This window comes from Mesorhizobium sp. M0960, from assembly GCF_040319055.1.
Classification (GTDB): domain Bacteria; phylum Pseudomonadota; class Alphaproteobacteria; order Rhizobiales; family Rhizobiaceae; genus Mesorhizobium.
The window spans coordinates 90445-114318 of the sequence record NZ_JAMYNN010000001.1 but is presented as its reverse complement, the minus strand read 5'-3'; the positions used below and the strand labels follow the sequence as shown (position 1 = coordinate 114318).

27 protein-coding genes are annotated in these 23874 nt (G+C 63.9%); 16 read left to right on the top strand and 11 right to left on the bottom strand.

Annotated features, from left to right (window positions below; genetic code table 11):
* Positions 1 to 7 precede the first annotated feature (7 nt).
* A complete protein-coding gene (locus NKH63_RS00610) occupies positions 8 to 220 on the bottom strand; it encodes a hypothetical protein (RefSeq protein WP_292664633.1) in 213 nt (70 codons plus the stop codon).
* A gap of 104 nt (positions 221 to 324) precedes the next feature.
* Between NKH63_RS00610 and NKH63_RS00605 the strand changes: the two genes are divergently transcribed.
* The 7 genes from NKH63_RS00605 (at position 325) to NKH63_RS00575 (ending at position 7159) form a co-directional block, all read left to right on the top strand.
* Positions 325 to 1233: a hypothetical protein gene (locus tag NKH63_RS00605; RefSeq protein WP_352481641.1), complete on the top strand. Its 909-nt coding sequence runs from the start codon at positions 325 to 327 to the stop codon at positions 1231 to 1233.
* Between the two features lie 109 nt (positions 1234 to 1342).
* Positions 1343 to 1945: a CDP-alcohol phosphatidyltransferase family protein gene (locus tag NKH63_RS00600; RefSeq protein WP_352481642.1), complete on the top strand. Its 603-nt coding sequence runs from the start codon at positions 1343 to 1345 to the stop codon at positions 1943 to 1945.
* Positions 1946 to 1971: 26 nt separating this feature from the next.
* Positions 1972 to 3759, top strand: coding sequence for a bifunctional alpha/beta hydrolase/class I SAM-dependent methyltransferase (locus tag NKH63_RS00595; protein WP_352481643.1), 1788 nt, complete (start codon positions 1972 to 1974; stop codon positions 3757 to 3759).
* Positions 3760 to 3761: 2 nt separating this feature from the next.
* The gene (locus tag NKH63_RS00590; RefSeq protein ID WP_352481644.1) at positions 3762 to 5105 is read left to right on the top strand and encodes a phosphatase PAP2/dual specificity phosphatase family protein; all 1344 of its coding nucleotides are present in this window, start codon (positions 3762 to 3764) and stop codon (positions 5103 to 5105) included.
* Positions 5102 to 5530 (top strand): hypothetical protein, encoded by a 429-nt coding sequence (locus tag NKH63_RS00585; protein WP_031195380.1) that lies wholly within the window; start codon positions 5102 to 5104, stop codon positions 5528 to 5530. The genes NKH63_RS00590 and NKH63_RS00585 overlap by 4 nt, the downstream gene beginning before the upstream one ends.
* An 8-nt stretch (positions 5531 to 5538) precedes the next feature.
* Complete coding sequence (locus NKH63_RS00580) at positions 5539 to 6201, top strand: lysophospholipid acyltransferase family protein (protein ID WP_352481645.1); 663 nt, start codon at positions 5539 to 5541, stop codon at positions 6199 to 6201.
* A 22-nt stretch (positions 6202 to 6223) separates the two neighbouring features.
* The gene (locus tag NKH63_RS00575; RefSeq protein WP_352481711.1) at positions 6224 to 7159 is read left to right on the top strand and encodes a phosphatidate cytidylyltransferase; all 936 of its coding nucleotides are present in this window, start codon (positions 6224 to 6226) and stop codon (positions 7157 to 7159) included.
* A 133-nt stretch (positions 7160 to 7292) separates the two neighbouring features.
* Here the strand turns inward: NKH63_RS00575 and NKH63_RS00570 are convergent, their stop codons facing one another.
* Entirely contained in the window at positions 7293 to 9290 is a 1998-nt protein-coding gene (locus NKH63_RS00570; RefSeq protein WP_502896283.1) for an AI-2E family transporter, read from the bottom strand.
* A gap of 272 nt (positions 9291 to 9562) precedes the next feature.
* Between NKH63_RS00570 and NKH63_RS00565 the strand changes: the two genes are divergently transcribed.
* A complete protein-coding gene (locus NKH63_RS00565) occupies positions 9563 to 9856 on the top strand; it encodes a hypothetical protein (protein WP_352481646.1) in 294 nt (97 codons plus the stop codon).
* 105 nt (positions 9857 to 9961) lie between these two features.
* On the opposite strand, the gene NKH63_RS00560 is transcribed toward NKH63_RS00565, so the two are convergent.
* Complete coding sequence (locus tag NKH63_RS00560) at positions 9962 to 10315, bottom strand: cupin domain-containing protein (RefSeq protein ID WP_023722949.1); 354 nt, start codon at positions 10313 to 10315, stop codon at positions 9962 to 9964.
* A gap of 164 nt (positions 10316 to 10479) precedes the next feature.
* Between NKH63_RS00560 and NKH63_RS00555 the strand changes: the two genes are divergently transcribed.
* Together NKH63_RS00555 and NKH63_RS00550 are read left to right on the top strand one after the other, a co-directional pair.
* Positions 10480 to 10701: an alkylphosphonate utilization protein gene (locus NKH63_RS00555; RefSeq protein ID WP_352481647.1), complete on the top strand. Its 222-nt coding sequence runs from the start codon at positions 10480 to 10482 to the stop codon at positions 10699 to 10701.
* A gap of 198 nt (positions 10702 to 10899) precedes the next feature.
* Positions 10900 to 12867, top strand: coding sequence for an acyltransferase family protein (locus tag NKH63_RS00550; RefSeq protein ID WP_352481648.1), 1968 nt, complete (start codon positions 10900 to 10902; stop codon positions 12865 to 12867).
* 251 nt (positions 12868 to 13118) lie between these two features.
* On the opposite strand, the gene NKH63_RS00545 is transcribed toward NKH63_RS00550, so the two are convergent.
* On the bottom strand, positions 13119 to 13397 hold the full coding sequence (locus NKH63_RS00545) for a hypothetical protein (protein WP_352457314.1): 279 nt from the start codon (positions 13395 to 13397) through the stop codon (positions 13119 to 13121).
* A gap of 218 nt (positions 13398 to 13615) precedes the next feature.
* Here NKH63_RS00545 and NKH63_RS00540 point away from each other — a divergent pair, with 218 nt between their 5' ends.
* The gene (locus tag NKH63_RS00540; protein ID WP_352481649.1) at positions 13616 to 13933 is read left to right on the top strand and encodes a hypothetical protein; all 318 of its coding nucleotides are present in this window, start codon (positions 13616 to 13618) and stop codon (positions 13931 to 13933) included.
* 243 nt (positions 13934 to 14176) lie between these two features.
* Positions 14177 to 14479 carry a hypothetical protein gene (locus tag NKH63_RS00535; RefSeq protein WP_352457316.1) on the top strand — a complete coding sequence of 101 codons (303 nt, stop codon included), beginning with the start codon at positions 14177 to 14179 and terminating at the stop codon, positions 14477 to 14479.
* 44 nt (positions 14480 to 14523) lie between these two features.
* On the opposite strand, the gene NKH63_RS00530 is transcribed toward NKH63_RS00535, so the two are convergent.
* The 3 genes from NKH63_RS00530 to NKH63_RS00520 all read right to left on the bottom strand — a co-directional run bounded on the left by NKH63_RS00530 (position 14524) and on the right by NKH63_RS00520 (position 16134).
* Complete coding sequence (locus NKH63_RS00530; RefSeq protein WP_352917595.1) at positions 14524 to 15129, bottom strand: DUF6456 domain-containing protein; 606 nt, start codon at positions 15127 to 15129, stop codon at positions 14524 to 14526.
* Positions 15130 to 15191: 62 nt separating this feature from the next.
* Complete coding sequence (locus NKH63_RS00525) at positions 15192 to 15824, bottom strand: GcrA cell cycle regulator (RefSeq protein WP_352481651.1); 633 nt, start codon at positions 15822 to 15824, stop codon at positions 15192 to 15194.
* 67 nt (positions 15825 to 15891) lie between these two features.
* Positions 15892 to 16134, bottom strand: coding sequence for a hypothetical protein (locus NKH63_RS00520; RefSeq protein WP_352481652.1), 243 nt, complete (start codon positions 16132 to 16134; stop codon positions 15892 to 15894).
* 208 nt (positions 16135 to 16342) lie between these two features.
* Between NKH63_RS00520 and NKH63_RS00515 the strand changes: the two genes are divergently transcribed.
* Entirely contained in the window at positions 16343 to 17038 is a 696-nt protein-coding gene (locus tag NKH63_RS00515) for an XRE family transcriptional regulator (protein WP_023722940.1), read from the top strand.
* Positions 17039 to 17260: 222 nt separating this feature from the next.
* Here the strand turns inward: NKH63_RS00515 and NKH63_RS00510 are convergent, their stop codons facing one another.
* Positions 17261 to 17557: a hypothetical protein gene (locus NKH63_RS00510; RefSeq protein WP_031195369.1), complete on the bottom strand. Its 297-nt coding sequence runs from the start codon at positions 17555 to 17557 to the stop codon at positions 17261 to 17263.
* Positions 17558 to 17745: 188 nt separating this feature from the next.
* Between NKH63_RS00510 and NKH63_RS00505 the strand changes: the two genes are divergently transcribed.
* The 3 genes from NKH63_RS00505 (at position 17746) to dinB (ending at position 20282) form a co-directional block, all read left to right on the top strand.
* Positions 17746 to 18108, top strand: coding sequence for a hypothetical protein (locus NKH63_RS00505; RefSeq protein WP_352481653.1), 363 nt, complete (start codon positions 17746 to 17748; stop codon positions 18106 to 18108).
* A 70-nt stretch (positions 18109 to 18178) separates the two neighbouring features.
* Positions 18179 to 18637, top strand: a complete 459-nt coding sequence (locus NKH63_RS00500) for a GNAT family N-acetyltransferase (protein ID WP_023722937.1) — start codon at positions 18179 to 18181, stop codon at positions 18635 to 18637.
* A gap of 403 nt (positions 18638 to 19040) precedes the next feature.
* Positions 19041 to 20282 carry a DNA polymerase IV gene (gene dinB, locus NKH63_RS00495; RefSeq protein WP_352481654.1) on the top strand — a complete coding sequence of 414 codons (1242 nt, stop codon included), beginning with the start codon at positions 19041 to 19043 and terminating at the stop codon, positions 20280 to 20282.
* Between the two features lie 25 nt (positions 20283 to 20307).
* Here dinB and NKH63_RS00490 read toward each other — a convergent pair whose 3' ends face one another.
* The 3 genes from NKH63_RS00490 to NKH63_RS00480 form a co-directional block, all read right to left on the bottom strand.
* The gene (locus NKH63_RS00490) at positions 20308 to 21828 is read right to left on the bottom strand and encodes an FAD-dependent oxidoreductase (RefSeq protein WP_352481713.1); all 1521 of its coding nucleotides are present in this window, start codon (positions 21826 to 21828) and stop codon (positions 20308 to 20310) included.
* Positions 21829 to 21986: 158 nt separating this feature from the next.
* Positions 21987 to 22880: a DUF2182 domain-containing protein gene (locus tag NKH63_RS00485; RefSeq protein ID WP_352481655.1), complete on the bottom strand. Its 894-nt coding sequence runs from the start codon at positions 22878 to 22880 to the stop codon at positions 21987 to 21989.
* 8 nt (positions 22881 to 22888) lie between these two features.
* Positions 22889 to 23521, bottom strand: coding sequence for a DUF1326 domain-containing protein (locus tag NKH63_RS00480; protein WP_352481656.1), 633 nt, complete (start codon positions 23519 to 23521; stop codon positions 22889 to 22891).
* Between the last annotated feature and the right edge of the window lie 353 nt (positions 23522 to 23874).

Here is a 23874-nt window from a genome sequence, read left to right as displayed (position 1 = left end):
AAGCCGGTTATTCCTCCTCGTCCGGCCCTTGCAGCAGTTCGATCAGCATCGCTACTCTTGCCGTCGGCAGCGGTCGGCCCTCGTTCACCAGCGCCTCGTCGGCGGCGATCCAGGCCAGGGCCTCACGCAATTCCTGGACCGTCCCGTCCGTCGCCGCAATGTCGGCGATGACGGCATCGTCGACCGGGCCCAGCACAGAAATGATCTCGTCGCGTGTCATGGTCAGCTCCATCTGCGAGTGCCGGGAATGGGCCCGGCAACACAAGAATCTGGGTCTTGACCTGCGGCAGACAATAACCGGCCGGGGGAAGTCGACGTTGGCGATTGAAGCCAGCTGGCGAAACCGCCAATCTCTCCACTAGAGGGACACTAGAGGGGGAGATTGGCAACTTCGCCGACGGCGCCTCTTTGCGAGATTGGCGCCACGTTCCGGCACAAGAAAACCACCGGGTCTTGACTTGCGGCGGACGACCACCAGATCGAAAGCACAGGTCGCCGAAATGGGGCCGGCGAACCCCGGGAGCGCCGGCTCTTGGAAGAGGGCAACTGTCGATGACCCGTTCTCCCGACGCTCCGGTTCCGCCTGACCAGGCACAGCAGGCCCTGCAGTGCCTGACGACCGAGCATTTCGTGCTGCAAAATGCTCGCGCCGCGACCATTCAGGAAGCGAACCAGCGAGCCGATCTGTTCCTAACCTCGGTCTCGAGCGCAACCATTGCCCTGTCCTTCGTCGCGCAGGTCACGGAGATGGGCAGGCCGTTCGTGCTGTTCAGCCTGATCTTGTTGCCTTGCCTTTTCTTCATCGGCCTGGTCACCTTCGTGCGCGCGGTGCAGGTTGCCATCGAGGACATGGTGCATGCCCGCGGCATGGCCAGGATCCGCCACTATTTCGTCGAGCTGACGCCCGTCCTGCAAAGATACCTTGTCAATTCCACCCATGACGATCCCTCGGCGGTGCTGGTCGACAAGGGCCTCAGGCCCTCACCGCTGCAATATTTCATGACCACCGCGGGGATGGTGGGCACGATCAATGGCGCCATCGCCGGCGTCTTCACCGGCATCGTTGTAAAGTCCGCGTTTGGCGGGGGCATGACGCTCGGCGTGATTTGCGGGCTGCTGGTCTTCGCCGCATGCATTCTCATCCTGCGGCGTTACCACAGTCGCGCGTGGGCGGCGGCCGAACAAAGCTTGCCCGCACTGTTCCCGGGCGACAATGTCAACAGCGAAAGCTAGCGCCGACACATCCGGATGTCGAAAAGTGGCAGGGCGGCGCCCTTGCGTCTTGCGCGCCAATTGACCATCCTCGCCAACATTATTTGCACCGCGGCCGGGGGGTTCGCATATGCCGACGCTTTATGAGCTGAAACCGGCCTTCCAGGCCAGGTTGCGGCCGCTTGCCGACGGACTGGCCAGGGCCGGCGTCACCGCCAACCAGATCACGCTGCTGGCCGCTGCCCTCTCGCTCGTCACCGGCCTTGTGGTGGCAGCCCTTGCCGGCCACCGCATGGTCTTTCTGCTGATGCCGCTCGTGCTGTTTACGCGAATGGCGCTGAACGCGATCGACGGCATGCTGGCAAGGGAACATGGCCAGGCCTCGAAGCTCGGCATGTATCTCAACGAGCTCTGCGATGTTGTCTCCGATCTCGCTTTGATCCTGGCCTTTGCCGTCATTTTTCCTGCCTGGGGCGTCGTTGCATTCGCTATCGCGGCGGTGATTGCGGAATTCGCCGGCGTGCTCGGCATCGCGGCCGGAGCGGGGCGCAACTATGCCGGCCCCTTCGGCAAAAGCGATCGGGCGCTGGCGCTTGGCATCCTCGCGGTGCTTATCGCGTCCGGCCTGTGGGTCCCGGCGCTCACGCCGCTCGTGTTTCCGGCCATGGCTACACTCTCGCTGGTGACCGCCATCAACCGGATACGCGGCGGCCTTAACGGGAACGGCAGCTGAATTCCGGTCTCGCCAGGGAGAACAACATGCTTCACCAACAGACGGTTGCCGCCGTGGCTCCAGCCAACGTCGAGCGGGTGGCGCAGGAGCGCAGCTTCAAGAGCCATGACGGCACCGAGATCTTTTATCGCTATTGGCCGGCGCTGTCGGAACATCGCAAGGGTGCCATCCTGCTGTTCCATCGCGGCCACGAGCATGGCGGCCGCATGGCGCATCTGGTCGACGAGCTCCAGATGCCCGACCACGCCTTCTATGCCTGGGACGCGCGTGGCAATGGCCGCTCCGCCGGCGAGCGCGGCTATGCGCCGTCGTTTGCCGCGCTGGTGCGCGACATCGATTGCTTCGTGCACGAGATCGGCAGTGACGGCTTTGCCCGGCGCGATATAGCGTTGATCGCGCAATCCTTCGGCGCCGTGCTTGCCGCCGCCTGGGTGCACGACTATGCGCCTGACATTCGCGCCCTGGTGCTGGCCTCGCCGGCCTTCTCGGTCAAGCTCTACGTGCCCTTCGCCAAGCAAGGCATTGCGTTGTGGCAGAAGCTGAAGGGCCGTTTCTTCGTCAATTCCTACGTCAAGGCGAAATTCCTGACGCATGATCCCGAGCGCATCGCCTCCTTCGACGCCGACCCACTGATCACCCGGCCGATCGCCTCCAACATCCTGGTCGAACTCTACGACCACGCAGCGCGCATCGTCGCCGATGCCCGCGCCATCACCGTGCCGACACAGCTTCTGATCTCCGGCAGCGACTGGGTGGTGCGGCATGGACCGCAGCACGAGTTTTTCGTCAATCTGGCGAGCCCGGCCAAGGAGCGGCATGTGCTGCCCGGCTTCTTCCACGACACTTTGGGCGAGCGCGACCGCCACAAGGCACTCGACCTGATCAGGCCTTTCCTCGAAAAGCAGTTCGCGGCGCCGGAAAAGCCGCTCGACCTGACCGGGGCCGACCGCGCCGGCTACACACGCGACGAGGCCGACCGGCTGGCCTCGCCGCTGCCGCTACTGTCACCCAAAGGTCTCTACTGGGCAACGAGCCGCGCCTCGATCCGCATGGGCGCATGGCTGTCGTCCGGCATGAAGACCGGGATTGCCACCGGCTTCGATTCCGGCTCGACGCTCGACTATGTCTACGAGAACGATGCGCGGGGCATCGGCCCCGGCGGCCGCATGATCGACCGCACCTTTCTCGATGCTATTGGCTGGCGCGGCATCCGCCAGCGCAAGCTGCATCTGGAAGAGCTGATCGGCAGTGCCGCTGAGACGCTGAAGGCCGCCGGCCGGCCGGTCCATATCGTCGATATCGCCGCCGGCCATGGCCGCTACGTGCTCGATGCTGTGCAGAAATGCGCCGAGCCGCCGGCCAGCGTGCGGCTGCAGGATTTCTCCGAGCTCAACATCTCGCTCGGCCGCAAGCTGATCGCCGAGCGCAAGCTGCCGGCGAGCGTCTCGTTCCATCAAGGTGACGCCTTCGACGCCACGATGCTGGCCGGCCTCGACCCGGCGCCGGATCTCGCCATCGTCTCGGGGCTCTACGAATTGTTTTCCGACAATGCCATGATCGCCCGCTCGCTCGGTGGACTGGCCGGCGCCATGCAGCCCGGAAGCCTGCTCGTCTACACCAACCAGCCCTGGCATCCGCAGCTCGAGATGATCGCGCGCAGCCTGACCTCGCATCGCGGCGGCCAGGCCTGGGTGATGCGTCGGCGCACGCAGGCCGAGATGGACCAGCTGGTGGCGGGCGCCGGATTCGAGAAGCTCGACCAGCGCATCGACCAGTGGGGCATCTTCACCGTTTCGATCGCCCGGCGCGTCTGAGCATGGACTTGCCTGCCTCTGCCTTGCCTCGCGATGCCCCTGCCCTTCCGGCCTTGCCGCGCGAGCCGTATCCCGGGATAGTCCTGCGCGCCGCGCTGTGGCTGGCATTTCTGGCGCCGTTCTTCTACTCCACCTACGGCTTCGCCAACTGGCTGGCGTCGCGGCGCGACGATGTCGGCAGCATCGTCTTCGGCTGGGAGCATGGCATCCCGTTCCTTGCCTGGACGATCGTGCCCTACTGGTCGATCAATCTATTCTACGGCCTGTCGCTGCTGTTGAACAATTCGAAGAACGGCGTCGACCGCCTCGCCGGCCGCTATCTGACGGCGCAGATCATCGCCGTCGCCTGCTTTATCCTGTTCCCGCTGACGGCGACCTTCGTGCGTCCGCAGACAAGCGGCCTGCCCGGTTTCATGTTCGCCGTGCTCGGCGGCTTCGACAAGCCCTTCAACCAGGCGCCGTCGCTGCACATCGCACTACTGGTCATCATCTGGGACCATTGGCGTCACAGGTTGACCGGCATCGCCGGCGCCGCCTGGCATGTCTGGTGTTTCCTGATCGGCGCCTCGGTGCTGACGACGTGGCAGCACCATTTCATCGACATTCCGACCGGCGCGCTGCTCGGCCTTTTCGCTCTGTGGCTGTTTCCGCGCGACGGCGAGCTGCCATTCGACGGCTTCCGCCTGAGCGTTGACCCGAAAGCGCGGCGGCTGGCGCTGTTCTATGCGCTCGGCGCAAGCCTTGCGCTGGCCAGTGCCGCTGCCGGCGCGTTGGTCTCGGCGCTGTGGCTCATCCTGTTGTGGCCGGCACTGGCGCTGGCCATCGTCGCTTTCGCCTATGCCGGCGCCGGCGCCAAAGTGTTCCAGAAAACAGCTGATGGCCGCGTGTCGCTGGCCAGCCGTCTCCTGCTTTGGCCCTACCGCCTTGTTGCCAGGGTCAATGTGTGGGCGTGGACGCGAAAGCTTCCAGCGCAGATCGTCATCGCCGACGGTGTTTGCCTCGGCCGTTTTCCGACCGCCGCCGAGGCCGACGCCTTCGGCACGGTGGTCGATCTTGCCGGCGAATTGGAAAGGCCGCGTGGCGCCTCGATCCGCTGGGTGAGCCTGCCCATGGTCGACCTTTTGCCGCCGTCTCGCGAGGCGCGTGCGCAAGCGGTGGCGGCGATCGAGACGGCGCGGGGCCAGGGCACGGTGCTGGTCTGCTGTGCGCTTGGCTTCCAGCGCAGCGCCGCCGTCGTCGCCGAATGGCTGGTCGCCAGCGGCCGGGCCGACACGCCGGCTCAGGCGCGAGGCAAGCTCGCCGCCGCGGGCCGGCCGGTGCATCTTGGCGTGGACGCACCGGCATGACCGCCTTTCGAGATAGGGCCGAGACGTTCGCCGCCGGGCTGATGGTGCAGGTGGCATGGCCGCTGCTGCTGGTTGCCGCTGCCTTGCTGGCGGCGCCGGTCGTCGGCCTGGCGGCAGTGCCGCAAACATCGTCGCTGTCGGCGGTAGCCTGGCTGATCGCCGCAGCGGGTGCCATAGCCACAATCATTCTCTCGGCCCTGCTTTTGTTCGACGCGCTGCTGTTCCGGCTGATGGCCAGCCACGCCAGCGAGGCAGGCGGCGGTGCCGCGGTCGACGATGTGCTGGCGCGCATGCGGCTGAAACCCACGGCGGCCGGCGGCCGCTCGCTCGACCAGCGGATAGCCGGCACGCGCCGCCTGCTTGCCAAGCAGCGTATCACGTTCGGCCTGTTCGCGGCGGCCTCGGTCGTCGCGGCATTCTTTTGAGCCCGTACATGACAAAGCTTCGTGTCAGCACCTATACCTTGCTGCAGACGGTGACCTCGGTCGGCCTGTCGGCGCTGGCCTGGGCGGTCACCGGCGTGCGGCCGATCTGGAACGGCAGCCAGCCATCGGACCGACAGCGCATCTACTTCGCCAACCATGCCAGCCACGGCGATTTCATCCTGCTGTCGGCCTGCCTCAGCGAGAAGGAACGCGCCAGTACCCATGCGGTGGCCGCCGCCGATTATTGGGGCAAGACGCGGCTGCGCCGTTTCATTGCCGAGGACATGCTGTCTTCCGTGCTGATCCACCGGCAGTGGACGGATGAAACGCAGCACCCGATCTCGATCATGCTGTCAGTGCTCGATCAGGGCCATTCGCTGATCCTGTTTCCCGAAGGCACGCGCAACATGACCGACGAACCGCTGCTGCCGTTCCGCTCCGGCCTCTACAATCTGTCGATGGCGCGGCCCGATGTCGAACTCATCCCGTGCTGGATTGAGAACATGTCGCGGGTGCTGCCCAAGGGGCAATTCGTGCCGGTGCCGCTGCTTTGCCGTGTCGTCTTCGGCGCGCCGATCGCTATTCAACCGGGTGAGGAACGCCGCGCCTTTCTCGACCGTGCCCGCGAAACGCTGCTGGCGCTGAACCCCCGGCCGCAACGAGACGATTGAGGACCAAGGCAAAATGCTGCCGATGATGCACGAAACCCTCATTCTGATTGTCGGCCTACTGGCGGTGCTGATCAGCGCCAGCGTCGTCGCCGGCGTCTTGTCATGGCGCGCGCCAAAACCGTTGTCGCCGACGCTGGTCAACCTCACCCAGCGCATCAATGCCTGGTGGGTGATGGTGGTGGCGATCACCGTTGCCTTCTTCTTCGGCCGCCCCGGCATGACCATCCTGTTCGCGCTGATTTCCTTCGCCGCCCTGCGCGAATTCGTGACGCTGACACACAGCCGCCGCAGCGACCACTGGGTGCTGCTCGGCATGTTCGGCATCGTCATCCCGTTCCAGTACTGGCTGGTGTGGACCGCCTGGTACGGGCTCTTCACCATCTTCATCCCGGTCTACTGCTTCCTGCTGATGCCGGCGATCACCGCACTGCACGGCGACACCGAACGCTTTCTCGAGCGCGTCTCGGCGCAGCAATGGGCGGTCATGATCTCGGTCTACTGCGTCAGCCACGTGCCGGCGCTGCTAACACTCGAAGTACCCGGTTTCGAAGGCCGCAACCTGTTGCTGATCGCCTTCCTGATCGTCACCGTGCAAGGCAGCGACGTGCTGCAATATATCTTCGGCAAACTGTTCGGCCGCCACCTCCTGGCGCCGACGGTCTCGCCGTCGAAGACCTGGGAGGGACTGGTCGGCGGGCTGGCGGCATCGAGCCTGCTCGGCGCGCTGCTGTCGTTCCTGACGCCGTTTTCGCCGCTGCAGGCGGCCGGCGTCGCTCTGGTCGCCTGCCTGATGGGATTCTTCGGCGGGCTGGTCGCCTCCGCCATCAAGCGCGATCAGGGCGTCAAGGACTGGGGCCACCTGATCGAAGGCCATGGCGGCATGATGGACCGTGCCGACAGCCTGGTCTTCGCCGCCCCGGTGTTCTTCCATACCGTGCGCTATTTCTGGACGGTGTGAGGGGTACGCACCCTTTGCCGCGGCACCGTCCGGACGGTTCAGCGCAATCCTTGCGAAGACACCTGATCCGTTTCGCTAATTACCGTTTTCGCGAAAACGGTAATAACACCACTGCCGCGGTCGTTGGCCGCGCTCATTTTGCCGCGGCGAGCGGCTCTTTCTTGCGCGCCGGCGCCAGGCGGCGCATGCGGCGTTTGGCGGTGGTCTTCAGCGCCACCGGCGGATTGCTGGACAACGCACCGAGCACCGCACCGACCATTCCGTGTGCGACGAAATCAGCGTTGATCTCATTGGCCAATTTGGCGGCTGCCTCCTGGTTGTCACTGTCGGGTTCCGACCACAACACGATACCCACCCGCAACCTTGGTTTGGCGCGTTTCAGCCGACGGACCAGGAACCGGCCGTGCTTGACGGAATTCCGGTTCAAAAATCCGACGACGGCGGTATCGATAGCGTCGAGCTCAAGGCGGCGAATGCTCCCCGGTTCCATATCGGCGAAGCTCGCTCTCAACACCGTGGCGCCCTGGACTTCGAGCACCTGTGCGAGCATGGCGGCAGCCGCGTCGTCGAGTTCGCCGCGCCCTCCGGCGCACAGCACCGACATGCCCGTGCCATCCGGTAGTTCGGTGTCGTCCCCGCCCTGAACCTCCCCCTGAACCTGCTTGTCCTCGTGTGAGCCGTTGTCCTCGGCCGCGGCAGTGTCGCCCGCTTCCGCCTCCTCCTGCGCGCTGTCGTCGAGGTTCGCCACCATCGTCAGCGCGCTGCCCGCGACCTGCTGTCTTTGCTCATCGCTCAACACACCACGCACACGGTCCTGCTCGCCGAGCAGAAGTGCGGGAATCGCGACCTTGTCGTAGAACTCGACGAGATATTCTTCCTCCAGCATCTCCTCGGCATGGTCCGTCGCTTCCTCGGGATCGCCGGCCAGCAGCCGCTGGTAAAGCCGGGCGTGCGGTTCGAGCACCGGTTCGTTGCCGAACAGAACGTCGAGGAATTCGAACTGCGGCACATATCGGCCGAGCACGACGAGGCAGACCGTGAGCGGCGTCGACAGAACGAGGCCCAATGGCCCCCAGAGCCAGGTCCAGAAGATCGCCGCAACGATAATAGCCAACGGCGACAGCCCGGTGCGCGAGCCGTAGAGCCAGGGTTCGATCACGTTGCCGGTGATCAGTTCCACCACCGCGAAAAGCCCGGCGGTCCATAGCACGAGCGACCAGCCGGGCGCCACGGCCAGCGCCAGGAACAGAGGCAGCAGCGTCGCGATAACCGGGCCGATATAGGGAACGAAGCGCAGCGCCAGCGCCAGCAAACCCCACAGCAATGGATTGGGTATGCCCAGCAGCCAAAGTCCGATTGCAATCGGAACGGCATAGACGATGTTCACGACCAATTGCATGAGCAGATAGCGGCCGACGCGCTTGCCGGCATCCTGCAGCGCCTCGGTGGTTCGATGCAGATCGCCGTAGCCGACGAGGCGTATGAAGCGATCGCGCAGGTCCTCCCGCTCGAGCAGCATGAATATGACCACCACGACGATCAGTCCGGCCGATGCCAGCGGGCTCAGCAGCGGGCCGATCAGATTCTGGAGAACCTCGAGCGGTCGTTCGCGCGCGACGATTTCGACCGGGATCGGCTCCCGCGGAGGCTGATCGGCGGCGGGTTGCGCGGGTTCCGGTCTGTCGAGTTCCTGGCCGACGCGTTCGATCACCCGGCTCAATCTGGAAACGATGCCTCCGCCGACGCCGGTTTCCTTGAGCGACCGGACCTTGGTCAGGATATTCGCCTGGTAAAGCGGGATGTTCTGCGCCAGTTCACTGACCTGTGTGGCGACTATGAAGGAGAACAGCGCCAGCGCCGTGAATGCGCCGAGCACGCTGGCGATCACGGCAGGAAGACGCGGAATGCCGGCTCGCTTGAGTGCCGACACCATCGGCACAAGCGCAAAGGTAAGCAGCAGGGCGATTGCGATCGGCAGAAAGACCTCGCGCCCGAAATAGAGCGCCGCGACGGCCGTCACGACCGACGCTACGCTGGGCAACGATGTGCGCGGAAGCGCCCTGGCCGCGGAAACAATGCTCGCCCGCCGGGTCTCCGACAGGTGCGCGCCGTTTCGACTATTTGCCGCCACTTGATACCTCCGCCCCGCCATTGCCATGATCGGGCATATTGAGCCGGCGTGCAACTTCGCAGCCTCTCCTACAGCGAAGCTTTGATTTGCCGTCGTTTGGCTTGCTGCCGGCAGCGCGGCAGCTCCGTCACGGTAGAATTTTTTGCATAAGTGGCGGCACCAGCAATCCTGTTCCATGCTTGCGCCAGAACCTGGAACTTTTGGGTCAAAACGCCGTTCCTTCGTAGATCGCTGATGGACAACCTCAAAGCAGCAGCTCAGGAGGAATGATCATGAACATCAAGATGCTTTGCATGGGCGCGATGGCGCTTTCAATGATGACCGGCGCAGCGCTTGCCGCCGGTGCCACTGGCACTTCGGCGCTCGACGATCCGCAGAAAATGTCGCCGTTCTTTACCGATGCCGGCATGAAGACCATGAAGCCGGCAGCCGAATTCAAGACCGCATGGATGGCCATGTCCAAAGAGGACCAGGCGATGATGATGAAGGAATGCGGCGACGAGGCCATTGCCAAGGAGCATGACGATTTCTGCAAGATGACCAAGCAACTCGGCGGCGCCAACTAGGCACGTCGGTTCAGCACAATCGCAGTGGCGGGCAGAGATGCCCGCCATCTTCGTTTTGGGACCCTCGGTTCAGTCGGGCGCAAGCGTCAATCGCACTATTCGGCGTCAGCCGATCCTGACGACAAAGTGCTTGGTCACCGGCTCGATGATCTTCCACGTCCCCTTGAAATCGGCTTCCACCACGAAGGCATCGCCGGGGCCGACTTCGACAGGCGCGCCGCCATCCGGCGTGATGACGATACGGCCGGCTATCATGTGCACGAACTCATAGTCGCTGTAGGTTGCGTGATAGGTGCCCGGGCTCGCCTGCCAGGTTCCCGACATGACCTTGCCGTCCTCGGTAATGTGCTGGACGGCGGTCTTCATGGTCGGCTCGCCTTCGACCACGACCCATCCCGCGAGATCGCCGGTCTCGGCGTTCTCGACGGCGCCGAATTTGAGGATGGTCTTGTCTGTCATGGTCGGCTCCGTCTTGAATTGTGCCGGAATGGCTGCCGGTCAATAGCTGATGCACCTGACCCCGGCAACGCGGCTTGACCCAGCACGCTTGACCTCGCCGCCAACCGTGGGATAGGCCGGGACTGGCCCAACCATCCCCCACCGAAGCCTACGAAAGACCTGCCATGACCGACGCGATCGTACGAGACAGCAATGGCACGGCGCTGCACGAGGGCGACTCCGTGACCCTGATCAAGGATCTCAAGGTCAAAGGCACCTCGGAGACGATCAAGCGCGGCACGCTGGTGAAGAACATTCGCCTCACCGGCAATCCCGGCGAGATCGAATGCAGCACCAGGCAGGTAAAGGGCCTGGTGCTGAAGACCGAGTTTTTGAAAAAGGCGTGAGTGCCTCGGCACCCTTCGTTTCGCTTCAATATCAATCGCTCTCATGACTGAATCGCTCATGTGAGTGAACCGCCCACGCCAGAAGCTGGAGGAGCCGCGCCCTCCCCCTATGTTGCACTGCGTTAGATTTGTTGCATTGCAATATCGGCGCATCGGGTCGAGCCTCTGCGAGGTGGGCATTCCTTGCATGAGGTGATTGTGTCGGCATCATTTCGGCCTGACATCGAAGGGCTGCGCGCGCTGGCGGTGGCGGGTGTCATTGCCTTTCATTTTGGTCTCTCCGGTCTGCCCGGCGGCTTTGCCGGCGTCGACATCTTCTTCGTCATCTCCGGCTACCTGATTACAAAACACCTGGTTACGGAAATCACCGAAACCGGGCGGCTGAATCTCTGGCGCTTCTACGCCCGGCGCGCCCGGCGCCTGTTGCCGGCGGCACTGTTCGTCATCCTCGCCACGCTGTTCGCGGGTTATTTCATCCTGTCGCCGGAGGAACAGGCGCTCTATTCGAAAGGCGCCATGTTCGCCTCCGCCTACATGATCAACCTCTGGCTGATCCGCTGGTCGTTTGACTATTTCGCCGCCGACGCCACCAACAACCCTTTCATCCACTTCTGGTCGCTCTCGGTCGAGGAACAGTTCTACCTGGCATGGCCGGCGCTGCTTCTTGCCGCCGCATGGCTGCGCCCAGGCAAGCGCACCGCTATAATCGTCATCGGCGTCGCAGGCCTAGCCTCCTTCGCCGCCTGCGCCTGGCTGACCGAAGTGTCGCAGCCTTGGGCCTTTTACTTCTCGCCGCTCAGGGCCTGGGAATTCGCCGCCGGCGGCCTCGCCACCATGGCGCCAGCAAGGATCTGGCGCGACCGGCCGCTGCTGGCCACCCTCCAGGCATGCCTCGGGCTGGCGCTGATCGCGTGGGCCTATCTGATGCTGGACGAAGACTCGCCCTTTCCCGGGGTGAATGCGCTGGCGCCTGTCGCCGGCACCGTGCTGCTGCTGCTCAGCGGCAGCGGCCGCAACCTGCCAAGCGCCGTGCTGGCGCTGGCGCCCCTGCAATGGCTGGGCCGGCTTTCCTATTCGCTCTACCTCTGGCATTGGCCGGTCATCGTCTATGCGGCGATGATGGTTCCCAACCTGTCCACGCTTGACCGGCTTGCCTGCGCGGCGCTGACGCTGGTTCTGTCGATGTTCACCTATCATTTCATCGAGAACCCGATCCGCCGCAACGGCTGGCTGATGGCCGGAGCAGCGCGGGCGCTGGTGCCCGCCGTCGCCCTAACCGGCGCCGGCGTGGTCGCGGCCTACGGCAATGCGCGCTTTGCCGAGCACAATCTCAGCCCCGAACAGCACGTCATCGCCGACAGCGCCGCGCAGCTCTCCACCGTGCGCGCGAGCGACGGCGGCTGCGTGCTCGATTTCGAGACCGTCAAGCCGAAACCCTGCATGTTCGGCCGCAAGGACGCCCAGCGCTCGGTCGTGCTGTTCGGCGACTCGCATGCCGACCATTGGTCGACGCCGCTGATCAAGGCGGCCGAGAAGAACAACTTTCGCGTCGTCACCTTTCTCAAATCCTCCTGCCGGGCTTCGCGGGTGACGACCTGGAATTGGCGGCTGAAGCGCGACTACACCGAGTGCGACCAATGGCGCGAGCAGTCGGTCAAGGACATCATCGCGCTCCACCCGCAACTGGTGGTGATCTCAGAATTCTCGATCGGCAATGTGATCAAGGAATCGCCCGAGGAGTTGAAGCACGCCGATTGGCAAGAGCAGTGGCGGACGGGCCTGACCTGGACGCTTCAAGCGTTCAGCCAGGCCGGTATCAAGGTCGCGGTCATCAGGGACGTGCCCTATAACGCAAGCTACGCCGACAAATGCGTGGCGCGGGCGCTGTGGCGGGGACAGACGCCCGCGACATGCGATACGCCGAGGATCATGGCGGCAAATGACGACATCGCCACGATCGAGCGCGACATCGTGCGCTCGACACCCAACGCCAGCTATATCGACATGACCGACCGCTTCTGCGACCAGACCACCTGCCACGTCTTCATCGACGGCAAACTCGCCTTCCGCGACCGCCACCATCTGGCAACGCCCTTCGCCGAGACGCTCGAGCCGGCGGTGGAGCGGGCGCTGTTTTCGGATGTGATGGCGGCGGCTGTGAAGTAACGGTGCCGGCAGCCTTTCCCGCCGAATCCTTCAGGTGGGCTTTGGTGCCACGTTGACCGACACGGCAACCATCCCGGGGTCAGCTAAGGATGAGACCCGCGAGGAAAACGGTAAGGATAAGCGACAGCGGAACTGCAAGAAGGCAGCACAGCTCGAAAGTATTGGCTCGCCAAGAAGTCATTGGGCGCTTTTCCATGTTGGCCTCCTCCCTCAACGGCCAGACCGGGACGGCAGTTCCGCTTAGATGGTGCTCATCCCCACCACTCATCATGCAATTGACGCAACTCGTTCCGCTTCCTGGTCATCCATCGTGCACGCGCCAGGTGTGTCGCCCACGCCCGGAAAGCCCTGTCTGGCTCCTGCTCCGGATCAATGTGCAGAACGATGCGGGCGACCTCACGCCAATCGGTCCCTTCAGCCGACGCGTCGAGCAGCCGGATATAAGTAAGCATGCGATCCTCGTCATAGCCGGTCGGCACTGAAGACGTCGGCGCTGCGTTCGCGATATGAGAGTTTGGCTGCTTTGGCATTGCGACCTACCAGCAATGGCGCACCGTAGCAGCCTATGAAGAAGCCGGCGCCCTTTGATCGGAGGATGCGGATCGAGATTCGCCTCGACGGTCGGCAAATGCGGGCCTCAGGCGGCAGTTCGCCGCCCAGGAGGGCCACGCCTCATCACATCGCGATCCGGTCGACGCATTCCATGTATTTTAGTGGAACCTAATTTAGTTGGCGCAATTATGCATGCGTGAAAAAGCGTGAAATCCAGACTGTCACTGAAAGCTGGCTATCGCGAGATCAGTTGGCCGATGATCCAGTGATTGCCGTCGATTTGACCGAACGAATATTACAGGCGGCCGAAAACGACAGGATCGTCTGCCTCGTCGTGGCAACGGAGCAGCTGGAAACCGACAGCATCGAGAAAGCGGAACCTCAGGAGACCAGGATTGCCGCAAGTTTCGTCCGGGACTTTGAGGTGATGCTGCTTGTTCTTTATGCGGCCTACGCCCTCGCTGTGCTGGGTGCGACCGCCTTCGTTTTGCTGGAACTGGGCCATGTTCTGTAGATCGGCAAGGTGACGGGACTGGCGCTGGCCAATTTGTCGCTGTTTGACGGGATACATAGGGCGCGGACCACAACCCGCTCGGGGCTTGCGTCGGCGGCCCCACCCTGGCGCACAGCCAGACGCGTTTTCGCCCCCGCCGGCGCTAATTTGGGGCTCTCGGTTCGTGGCATCTTGCAAATTTGTGGAACGAGCCTGCCCCTCGGGGGTTTTTCTATTAGAGGGACGTTAAAGAAGGAGGTAGCTATGAAGAAGCTCCTGCTTGCCTCGGTGATCGCCATCGCCTCGGCGGCTTCCGTGATCGGCCCGGCCAATGCCGGCGGTAGTGTCACGATCGGCATCGGCAACGGCTATGACGACGACTATTATTATCGCCATCATCGGTATTCCGATTACGACGATGAGTACGTCCCCCGTTACCGCTATGACGTCTATGACGAGGACTACAGGCCACGCTACCGGTATCACCGGCGCTGCCACACGGAAGTCGTCAAGCACTGGCGTCATCACCACCGGGTTATCGAACGAATCCGTGTCTGCCGTCGTTGACGGATCGATCCGGCCGGCAGTGCCGGCCGGATCGGTGGACCTCCTCACCGCGGCTTGCGCATCAGCATCATGCCGTAGTGCACGGCCAAAATGTCGAGCCCGATCTTGAGTAGTTTCACCACCACGTCGCGCGGCTCGCCGGCCTGTTCGGCCAGGCTCTTCACCGTTGCGTCGGCACAGCAGACCTTTTGCACGATGCCGGCGATCTCCCAATGGGCAAGCGCCCTCGTGGCCTCGGCATGGTCGCGGCCGGCGGACAGGATGTGATCGGCGACACCGCTGCCAGTGCGGCCGCCGTCGACGCGCTCGGCCCAGGCCATCGGCTTGGCGCTTGCCTCCGACGAGTTGCGGAAATCCTGGCGGTAGCGCATGCCTGCCTCGCGCTGCTGGCGCGACAATGAGGTGAGGCCGGTCAGCGGGTCGACATTGCGCACCCGCACGATGCCGCCGGTCACGGTGTGGCCGTCATTGGAAACCTCATAGAGGCGCGCCGCCTCCTGCGTTCCCTTGGCCAGCCGCTTGCGGCCGAACCGGTCGTCCTGCAGCGCGAAATCATGGCCGATCTCCTTGCGGATGCGCACCTGCTCGGCCTCGCCCTTCGGCAATCGCGGTAGCCTGGCTTTGGTCTTTTGGACGGTTTTGTTGCTCATCGGCTCTGTCCTCCTGGTTTTCTGTCGTCGGGCTCTGGCGAATTTCCGTCATCCAGCGGGGCTCAAATAGCTTTGGCCGGCAGCGTGCGCAGGAAGCGCGCCGCGTGATAGGCGCAGTAGCTTTTCGAAGGCCTTGTGCGCAGCCCGCAGCACAGCATGTCCAAACCGGGGCGGTTGCCGGGGGCGTCGTTTTCCGCATCCTCCTGCAGCGTCGTGTCGAGCGGCGCGCGGCAGCGGTCGAACAGGCAGTCGATGAAGCGCATGGCGACGAAGTTAGGCTGGCGGCCGCCGGCGGCGATCGGGCGCGGCGCCGGCATTTCGAGCGGCTCGCCATCGGACCCCGTGATCCGAACCGGACCCGGCTGCCAGGCCGGCGGCGCCAGCCTGGCCGAGAGCCTTGCCGGGCGGCAGTGGTGCTCGGCCGGTACTGCCCCTGCCTGGCCGGCGGAGTTCGACGGCTCTGGTGCCGATTTTCCATGCCGGCCGCCCGACCGTCCGCTACACCATCCCTTGGATCTGGCAAGGCCGATGGCGTGCAGACGGGCGGTGCGGTGGACGATGCCGATGATGGCCGCGCGCGAGGCCGGGCGGCCGCGTTGCGCACTCAGCCGGGCGGCGATCTTCGCGGCCGACAGCCCACTCATCAGCCAGTTCTCGATTTGTTCCAATTCGGAGGGGGAATAGCGGGCGGCCATGATGTTTTATTCCCTGCAAAGGTGGTTGTGTGGCGCCGGCTTCGCCGGCCTCAGGCTCGAAAGCCGGTCAGCCCTCGCGTGGCTTGCTACGATCGAGCTTCATCTCGGCCGCCTGCCTTGTTGCGCCGGAGACTGCCTTGGCCGCCCGCTTGTCGAAGGCGATTACTGTGCCGTCTTCGGTGCGGATGCAGGAAACCGCGGCATCCGCATTGCCGGCCGGCAGGCAATTCGTGGCCGGAGCCGTGAGGGGAACGGCTCCGGCCGTTCCGGCCGCTTGCGCTGCCGGATCCGAGGCGCGAGCCTCGGGCATCGTCCCGGCCGGGGAGGAGGACAGCCAGGACGAAGGGGAAAAGGTTGGCACATGACTATCTCGGCCGCCTCCTTGGCGCTGGGGGGCGGATTCGAGGACCGAAAGCTGGCGGAGCGACTTGTGCATGGCCACATAAGAGCATAACTTAATACATAATGCAAGCTATTCTTGCATAGACGAAACCGAATCTTGTGCCTCAGATGGAGCCATGGTGAAAACTGCACTGTCGATCAAGGTCGGGGCGGCGATCCGCCGGGCGCGCAAGCAGCGCGGCCTGGTGATGCGCCACATTGCCGAGCACAACGACACCGACGTCGCTGCCGTCGGCAATTGGGAAACCGGGCGCAACCTGCCCAAGACCGAGAACCTTTTGAAGACCGCCGCCTTCCTGCGCGTCGACCCGGTGGCGCTCGGCAAGGGCGAGGTCGTCTTCCTCGAAGATGCCGGGCCGGTCGCCGATGCCGAGATCGTCACCGATCCCGGCCCCCTGCCCGCCGGGCCGATGGACATCCAGCTTCTCGGCACCGCCGTCGGCGGCGACGATGGCGACTTCACCTTCAACGGCCAGCCGGCCGGCTATGTCCAGCGGCCGCCGGGGATCCGGCATCTGCGCAACGTGTTTGCGCTGCACGTGCTGAGCGATTCGATGGTGCCGCGCTACGAGCCCGGCGAGATGATCTATTGCGGCGGCCGCGAGGCCGTGCCCGGCGACCATGTGGTGATCGAGACGCTGCCCGAGGAGAACGAGCAAAACGGCAAGGCCTTCATCAAGAAGCTGGTCAAGCGCACCGCCGCCGAGCTGATCGTCGAGCAATACAATCCGCCCAAGACGCTGACCTTCAACCGCTACGCCATCAAGAACGTCTTCCGCGTTATCCCGCTCAAGGAACTGCTGGGGTATTGACGGGCGCTTGTTGCCTTCTCCCCTTGTGGGAGAAGGTGGATCGGCGCACAGCGCCGAGCCGGATGAGGGTGCTGGAAGGAACGCGGCGGAGGAAATGTAGACGCGATTTTAAGCACTTACGCCATCAAGGTAGCGATCCGTCCAACACCCCTCATCCGACCGATCTTCGCTCGGCCACCTTCTCCCACAAGGGGAGAAGGGAAGAGCAGCACGCCCTCCCCCTCAAGCCCGCCTCGATTGCTCCAGCTCTCGACCGTTGAGCAGGCGCGCCTCGGCGCGGGCCCGCTGCCGGTCGTCGATGAAGGCAGCCTGGATCGAAACGGCGGCGCCCGGCAGGCCGTCGGCCCGGCAGGCCTTGCAGATCAGGCGCCCGGAAAGTGCTGATAGCGGTGTCTCCGGCCTCACCCCATGCCGCTTGAGCTCGGCCGGCTTCCACCACCTGTTGCGGCCGCAATCGATGCACTCGACGGCAATCGAGACGACATCGGCGATCGTCGCTTCCTTGCCCGCTAATGCCATGGCCATCCCCATCGTTGTTCCTGCTTTGTTCACATCATTATCGGTTTTCGAGGCGGAGTCGAGTCGGTTCCGCTTACACCAACGTGAAAGTTTCACTTGTTCATTTATTTGAGTTATGCTTCTATACCATGCAAGCTGGAATCGGCGCAGCCGCGGCCGCTCCGTCCACCGAATGCAAGGGAGTGACGATGGACCTCGCCCAGTTCGCCCAGGCCTGCGGTTATGCCGGCGACAGCCCGGCCATGCTTGCCGCCTTCGCGGCCATCCGCCAGGACGGCATCCGCACGGCGCGCCAGGGCCATCGCCAGCGCAAGGCGGCGATCGACCGGATGAAGCCGAGCCGCGCTTTGTTCCTGGCGGCGATCCGCCCGGCGCAGTCGGCCGAGGAGGCGATCGAGGACGCCGCCCGCTTCCTGTCGATGTTCCGCAACATGCCGCACTGGCGACAGGAAAGGCGCAGCGCCGACCTCGCCCGCGCCAGGCAGCAGCGCCTCTTCGCCCGCTTCTTCCGCCGCTACAGCTATCGCCTCTGGGCGTTGGAGGCCGCCTGAAGACGCGCGCCCCCCTTGCAGTCAAAACGGATATTGCGATCGCCAACACTGCGCCGTATGTCTCCGCGCGATGAGCGAGATCGAATTCCGTCGTGCCCAGGCGCCCGACCTGCCGGCGATCGTTGCAATGCTTGCCGACGATGCGCTCGGCGCAGACCGGGAAGACCCGTCCACGCCGCTCGCGCCATCCTATCTCGATGCCTTCAGCGCGATCGATGCCGATCCCAACCAGTTGCTGGCCGTGGCCGTCGAGGCCGGGCAATTGGTCGGAACGCTGCAACTCAGCTTCCTTCCAGGCATTTCGAGGAAAGGCGCCTGGCGCGGCCAGATCGAAGGCGTTCGCGTCGCCCGGCAATGGCGCTCTCGCGGCGTCGGCAAGCTGATGATCGAATGGGCGATTGAAGCGTGCCGTTCGCGCGGCTGCAGCCTCATTCAGCTCACCACGGACAACAGTCGACGGGAAGCGCACACCTTCTACGAGCGCCTCGGTTTCACCGCCAGCCATCTCGGCTACAAGATGGCGCTGTAGGTCGCTGCAGCAGGCGCCGTCGGCGAAGCTGCCGATCTCCCCCCTTGCGGGGGAGATGCCCGGCAGGGCAGAGGGGGGTGCTGTCCCTCCGACCTGTCAACCAATCGGAGCCAAACCCTCAGGCTGATTCGAGTTGGCAACAACTGAAGTCGAAGTTGGCGATCCGTCCCACCCCCCTCTGTCCTGCCGGACATCTCCCCCGCAAGGGGGGAGATTGGATGTTGCTTCGACTTTCGCCAACCACCAACGCTGGAACGCAGGCAGACAGAGGGCGCCAAACTGAAACAATTGCCCTTCACCTGCCCTCCGCGCCGCTTGACAATCCGCCCACAATGTTCTCTTTATGTTCTCATCAAAACTCTAGACAAGGCGGCGTTCGAACCGCCGCGGGCGAACGGGCCGGATGGAAGCCAACATCCTTCACGCGGATATGGATGCCTTCTATGCCTCGGTCGAACAACTGCTCGACCCGGCCTTGCGCGGCAAGCCGATTGCCGTCGGCGGCGGGGTAGTGCTCGCCGCATCCTATGAAGCCAAGGCGTTCGGCGTGCGCGGCGGCATGCCGGGACGGCGGGCGCGGGAACTCTGCCCGCAACTCATTTTCGTCGGCGGCCATTTCAAGGACTATCAGCGGCTGGGCGATGCGGCAATCAAGGTGCTGGGCGATTTCACGCCGGTGGTCGAGCGAATTTCCATCGACGAGGCCTTTGCCGACGTCGCCGGCTGCACCCACCTGTTCGGCTCGCCGGCCGAGATCGCCGGCAAGATCCGCCACCGCGTGCGGGCAGAGCTCGGCCTGCCGATCTCGGTCGGCGTAGCCCGCACCAAGCATCTGGCCAAGATCGCCTCACAGGTCGCAAAACCCGACGGGCTGGTGGTGGTCGATCCGCGCCACGAGCTGGAGTTCCTGCACCACCTGCCGGTCGAGCTGATGTGGGGTGTCGGCCCGGTCACCAGGGAGCGGCTGGCCGGCATCGGCGTCAACACCATCGGCGAGCTGGCGAAGACCAACGATGGCGCGCTGGAGCGCCTGCTCGGGCCGGCGGCGGGAGAAAAACTCAACGCGCTGGCGTGGAACCGCGATCCGCGTAAGCTGGAGACGCAGCGCCGGGCGCGCTCGGCCGGCGCGCAATCGGCGCTCGGCCGAAAACCGGCCGAGGAGCAGGTCTTCGTGCCTGCGCTGCTGCATCTGGCCGATAGGGTCGCCACAAGATTGCGGGCGAAATCCCGCCCCGGCCGCACGGTGACGGTTCGCGTCCGCTTTGCCGACCTGCGCTCGGTGACGCGCTCGATCACGCTCGACCAGCCGATATCGGCAACCGCCATGCTGGCCGAGATCGCCGAGGCGCTGGTGCGCAAGGTGCTCATCGACCATCCGCACGAAAAGACAATCTCGCTGCTGGCGATCGCTGTCTCGCATCTGGAGCAGCATGCCGGCCTGCAACTGGAACTGCCGCTCGGGCTCGCCGACGACCGCTGCCGCCCCGGCACCAGGAAGGGCGCGGCGCGCTGGACCGCAGATCGCGCCGTCGACAAGATCCGCGACCGCTTCGGCTGGGAGGCGGTCGGCTACGCCTCGGTCGCGCTCGGACTGTCGCGGTCCGTTCCCGACGCGTTTCGCGAGCTCGCCGAAAAGGAATTGTGAGCTGCGCGGCCGGGGCGAAAAAAGATTATCCGGCAGGAGCCAGGGGCGATACGGCCGGCCCGTTCAAAGCCGTGCCATCGACGGCAAAATGCGAGCCGTGGCAGGGGCAGTCCCAGCAGCGTTCCAGCGAGTTCCAATGGACATGGCAGCCGACATGGGTACATGCGGCCGAGCGTTTGTAGAGCGTGCCGTCCTCGTCGCGAAAGGCCGCGACTTTGGTAAGACCTTCGCGGACGATGGCGCCCTGCCCCGGCCGCAGCTTGTCGGCGGAATCGATTTCACCAGGCGCGACATACTCGGCAAAACTCCTGATCGCTGTCGCATTCTCCGCTAGATAATCGGCGATCGCCCGTACCGTCTTGCGAGAGGGTTCGTAAAGTTCCCGCCAGGGGCTTTCCCCCTTCAGAATCAGGTCCGAAATCAACAGGCCTGCCACGACCCCATGGGTGATGCCCTGGCCGGAATCGCCGGTAGCAACGAAGACTCGCCGATCACCGGGATTGCGGCCGATGAACCCGGCATAGTCGACCGTCTCCATCACCTGCCCGGACCATCGATTGGCTTCCGCGCCGAGATCGGGCACCAATTTTTTGATCCAGGCCGCCAGGGCCGTGAAGCGGTGGTCGGCGTCGTCGGCCTGCCCTGTCTTATGGTCTTCACCACCGACGATCAGAAAGTCGGTCTTGCCTTCGCCAGGCTGCAGACGGACGTAGTGATAGGGGTCCAGCGTGTCCCAATAGAGTGCATCCGGCAAAACGTCGCGCGCGATCTCGAACGACATGGCGTAGGTCCGATACGGCGCCTGCTTGGTATGGAGCGCGACCCGATCGTTGATCGGCGAGTTGGTGGCGACAACGGCCGACCTGGCAGACACGGCAAAGCCCGAGACCGTGCTTACGCGCACGCCGCCGTCGGTCTCCTCGACCTTATCGACGATGGTCTCCGCATAAAGCGCGCCGCCGTGCGCGCGGATGCCGGCAGCCAGCCCGCGGAGATATTTGAGCGGGTGGAATGTCGCCTGATTGGCGTAGCGAAGGATCGGTGCATCCGAAAAGCCTGCAAACGGCACGCCTGCGGTTTTCTCGACGTCGACCCCGATCTTCAGAGCGGCGTCCAGTTCGCGCTCGATGACGGATTCCTTCCTGCCCGACGCCGGAAACAGAAAACCGTCGAGGCGGCGGAAATCACACGCCATACCCTCCGCCTCCAGGATCGATTGGATACGGTCAATAGCGGCCGACTGGCTTTGATAGTAAATCCGCGCCAGTTCCTCGCCGCGCAATTTGATCAGTTCCGAAAAATAGTCATCGCAGATCGATGACAGGTGCGCGGTGGTGCGGGCCGTCATGCCGCTTCCGATCCGGCCGCGATCGAGCACCGCCACCTTTTGCCCGGCGATGGCCAGTTCGTAGGCGACCGACAGTCCGACAATGCCAGATCCGACGACCACGACATCGACCTGTTCACTCCGCTCGAGCGGAACCGCATCAGGCGCGACTTCGGTTCTCGCCCAAACGGATACAGTCCTTTCGTCGCCGACATTCATGGCGGAGCCCTTCATACCCGACATTCGGATAAACGGACGCCAGGATTCAAAGTTCCTTGACGCCTGAATGCCTGCGTAAGCTTGACGTCACCGCCGGTCCGCCCCGACGCGTTGTGAGCCGGCCTGGCTGGGGCGGTGCGATGCACTTTACGTGGCCGTCACACCAAAAGCGTTGCGCTGCCCCAGGCGATCAGGGCGATGCCGGCTGCCCGGCCGACCCACTGGCCGGCAGGAAACGCCTTTTCAACCAGCACCAGAATGGCGAGCCCGGCAACCCACACCAGGTTCATGATGCCACCCACGAACAATAACGCCATCAGCATCCAGCAGCATCCGACACAGAACGCCCCGTGCAGCGCGCCCAAACGCAGCGCGCCAAGTGTGTGGGGACGCCAGTGGCGGGAAAGGAACGCCGTCGGCTTCCTGCAATGCGACAGGCAGGCGTTCTTGAGCGGCGAGAGCTGATACAGGCCCGCGGCGATCAGGACGATGCCTGAAAGCCAGCGGCTCTGCGAACTCATCGTCGCCGCGGTAACGAATGCCTCGCGTTCGAGCAGCCAATGCAACGCAGCTGCCGCGACGGAGAACCCCAGCCAGACCAAGAGATAGCCTGCCATGAATACGCCGGTGGGCGCGAGCTTGTCCTGGATCTGGCCCTGTGCGAGCGCATGGCGATGCACGCGCGCATAGAGCAGGACAGTCGGCGCCGCGCTCGGAGACATCATGGCGATCATCATGACCCACCACATGGCGATCATCAGCGCCCAGATCGCGGCCCCCCAAACCCGCGGTTCGTTCGCCATGGCCATCGCGCTCATGTCCATCCCGCTCATGTCCATGCCAGACATATCCATGCCAGACATATCGGAGGTCATGTCGGCGGTTTGCTGGTGGGGGAATAGCGCGACCCTCGTCATCTCCCACGCATTCATGCCGAGCCCTGCACCGGCGACGATATAAAGCCAGCCCAGCAGGCACAGCGCCGCCACGCCCGCAATCGTGATGACGCGGTCGCGTCTGAGCAGCCGTTCCAGTGGCGACCCACCGTCCATGCGGCGCGTCAGGCTCGCACCACCCCGTGATTGTTGAGATGCAGCCGGGCGAACTGGCCGTAACTGTCCTTCATATTCACCTGAACCGGCCCGCTGGTTGTGCTTGAAGCGCTGCCGATCTCGGCGACCGCATATTCGAAGCCGTTCGGCAACACGATCTGAGCGCGCGAGTCCGCGCCCGTCACCTTGTTGCGAATCGGTTCGCCGACCGTTTCGATGTAGTCCTTGACGAAGATGCGGCCCCTGCGGCCGTCGATATCGAGGTCGAGATCGATCTTGGTGAAAACCGGCTCATTCATTTTTGTCACGGTTGAGGCGTAGACGGCGAACATCGTCGCGAACGGGTCGGTGTCCTGGCCGGTCATGATGCGCAGCAGCGCGTCACGCTGCCGGTCGGTTGCATTCTCGTCGACGAAAGCGATGGCTTCACCATTGCCTTCGTGGATCGCGCCAGGCCATTTGAAGATCGCGGCGATCCGCAGGCCGTCGAGAGCGGTTTCGCCATGATGACCTTCGTCAATCTGGATGCCCGCCACCGCATGGCAATGGCCTTTGTCGGGCAGCGCATTGAATTGACAGTTGCAGCCATATTCGCAGGTGCAATTGACGAGTTCCCGTCCCTTGATTTCCCAAGACGTCATGCTGTCCTCCCTGATGCGAAGTATTAGACCATCATCATACACCTGCGCCGGCCGTGCCGCCATCCTGTGGCGCCAAGAGTGATCGCGACAAGAGGCGGCAGGCCAATGCGGTTTCTTGTCGAATTTGGGTGAACATACCCCCCGGAGATGGCGGGGCGATATCGGAACGGCAGACGTGGGTCGAAACAAGCGTTTCCGAGCGCAACCCGCCAAGGTCCGGAAATGACCCAGAAGGGGCGTTCGGCAGCGATCCGAGCAGCAAGGATTTGGCAGGACCGGAAATCGGCATGGAATGCCGCAATCATCATCATGTCCCGTCCAAGTTGTGGACACTTCCTTCTCAAAGGCGCACT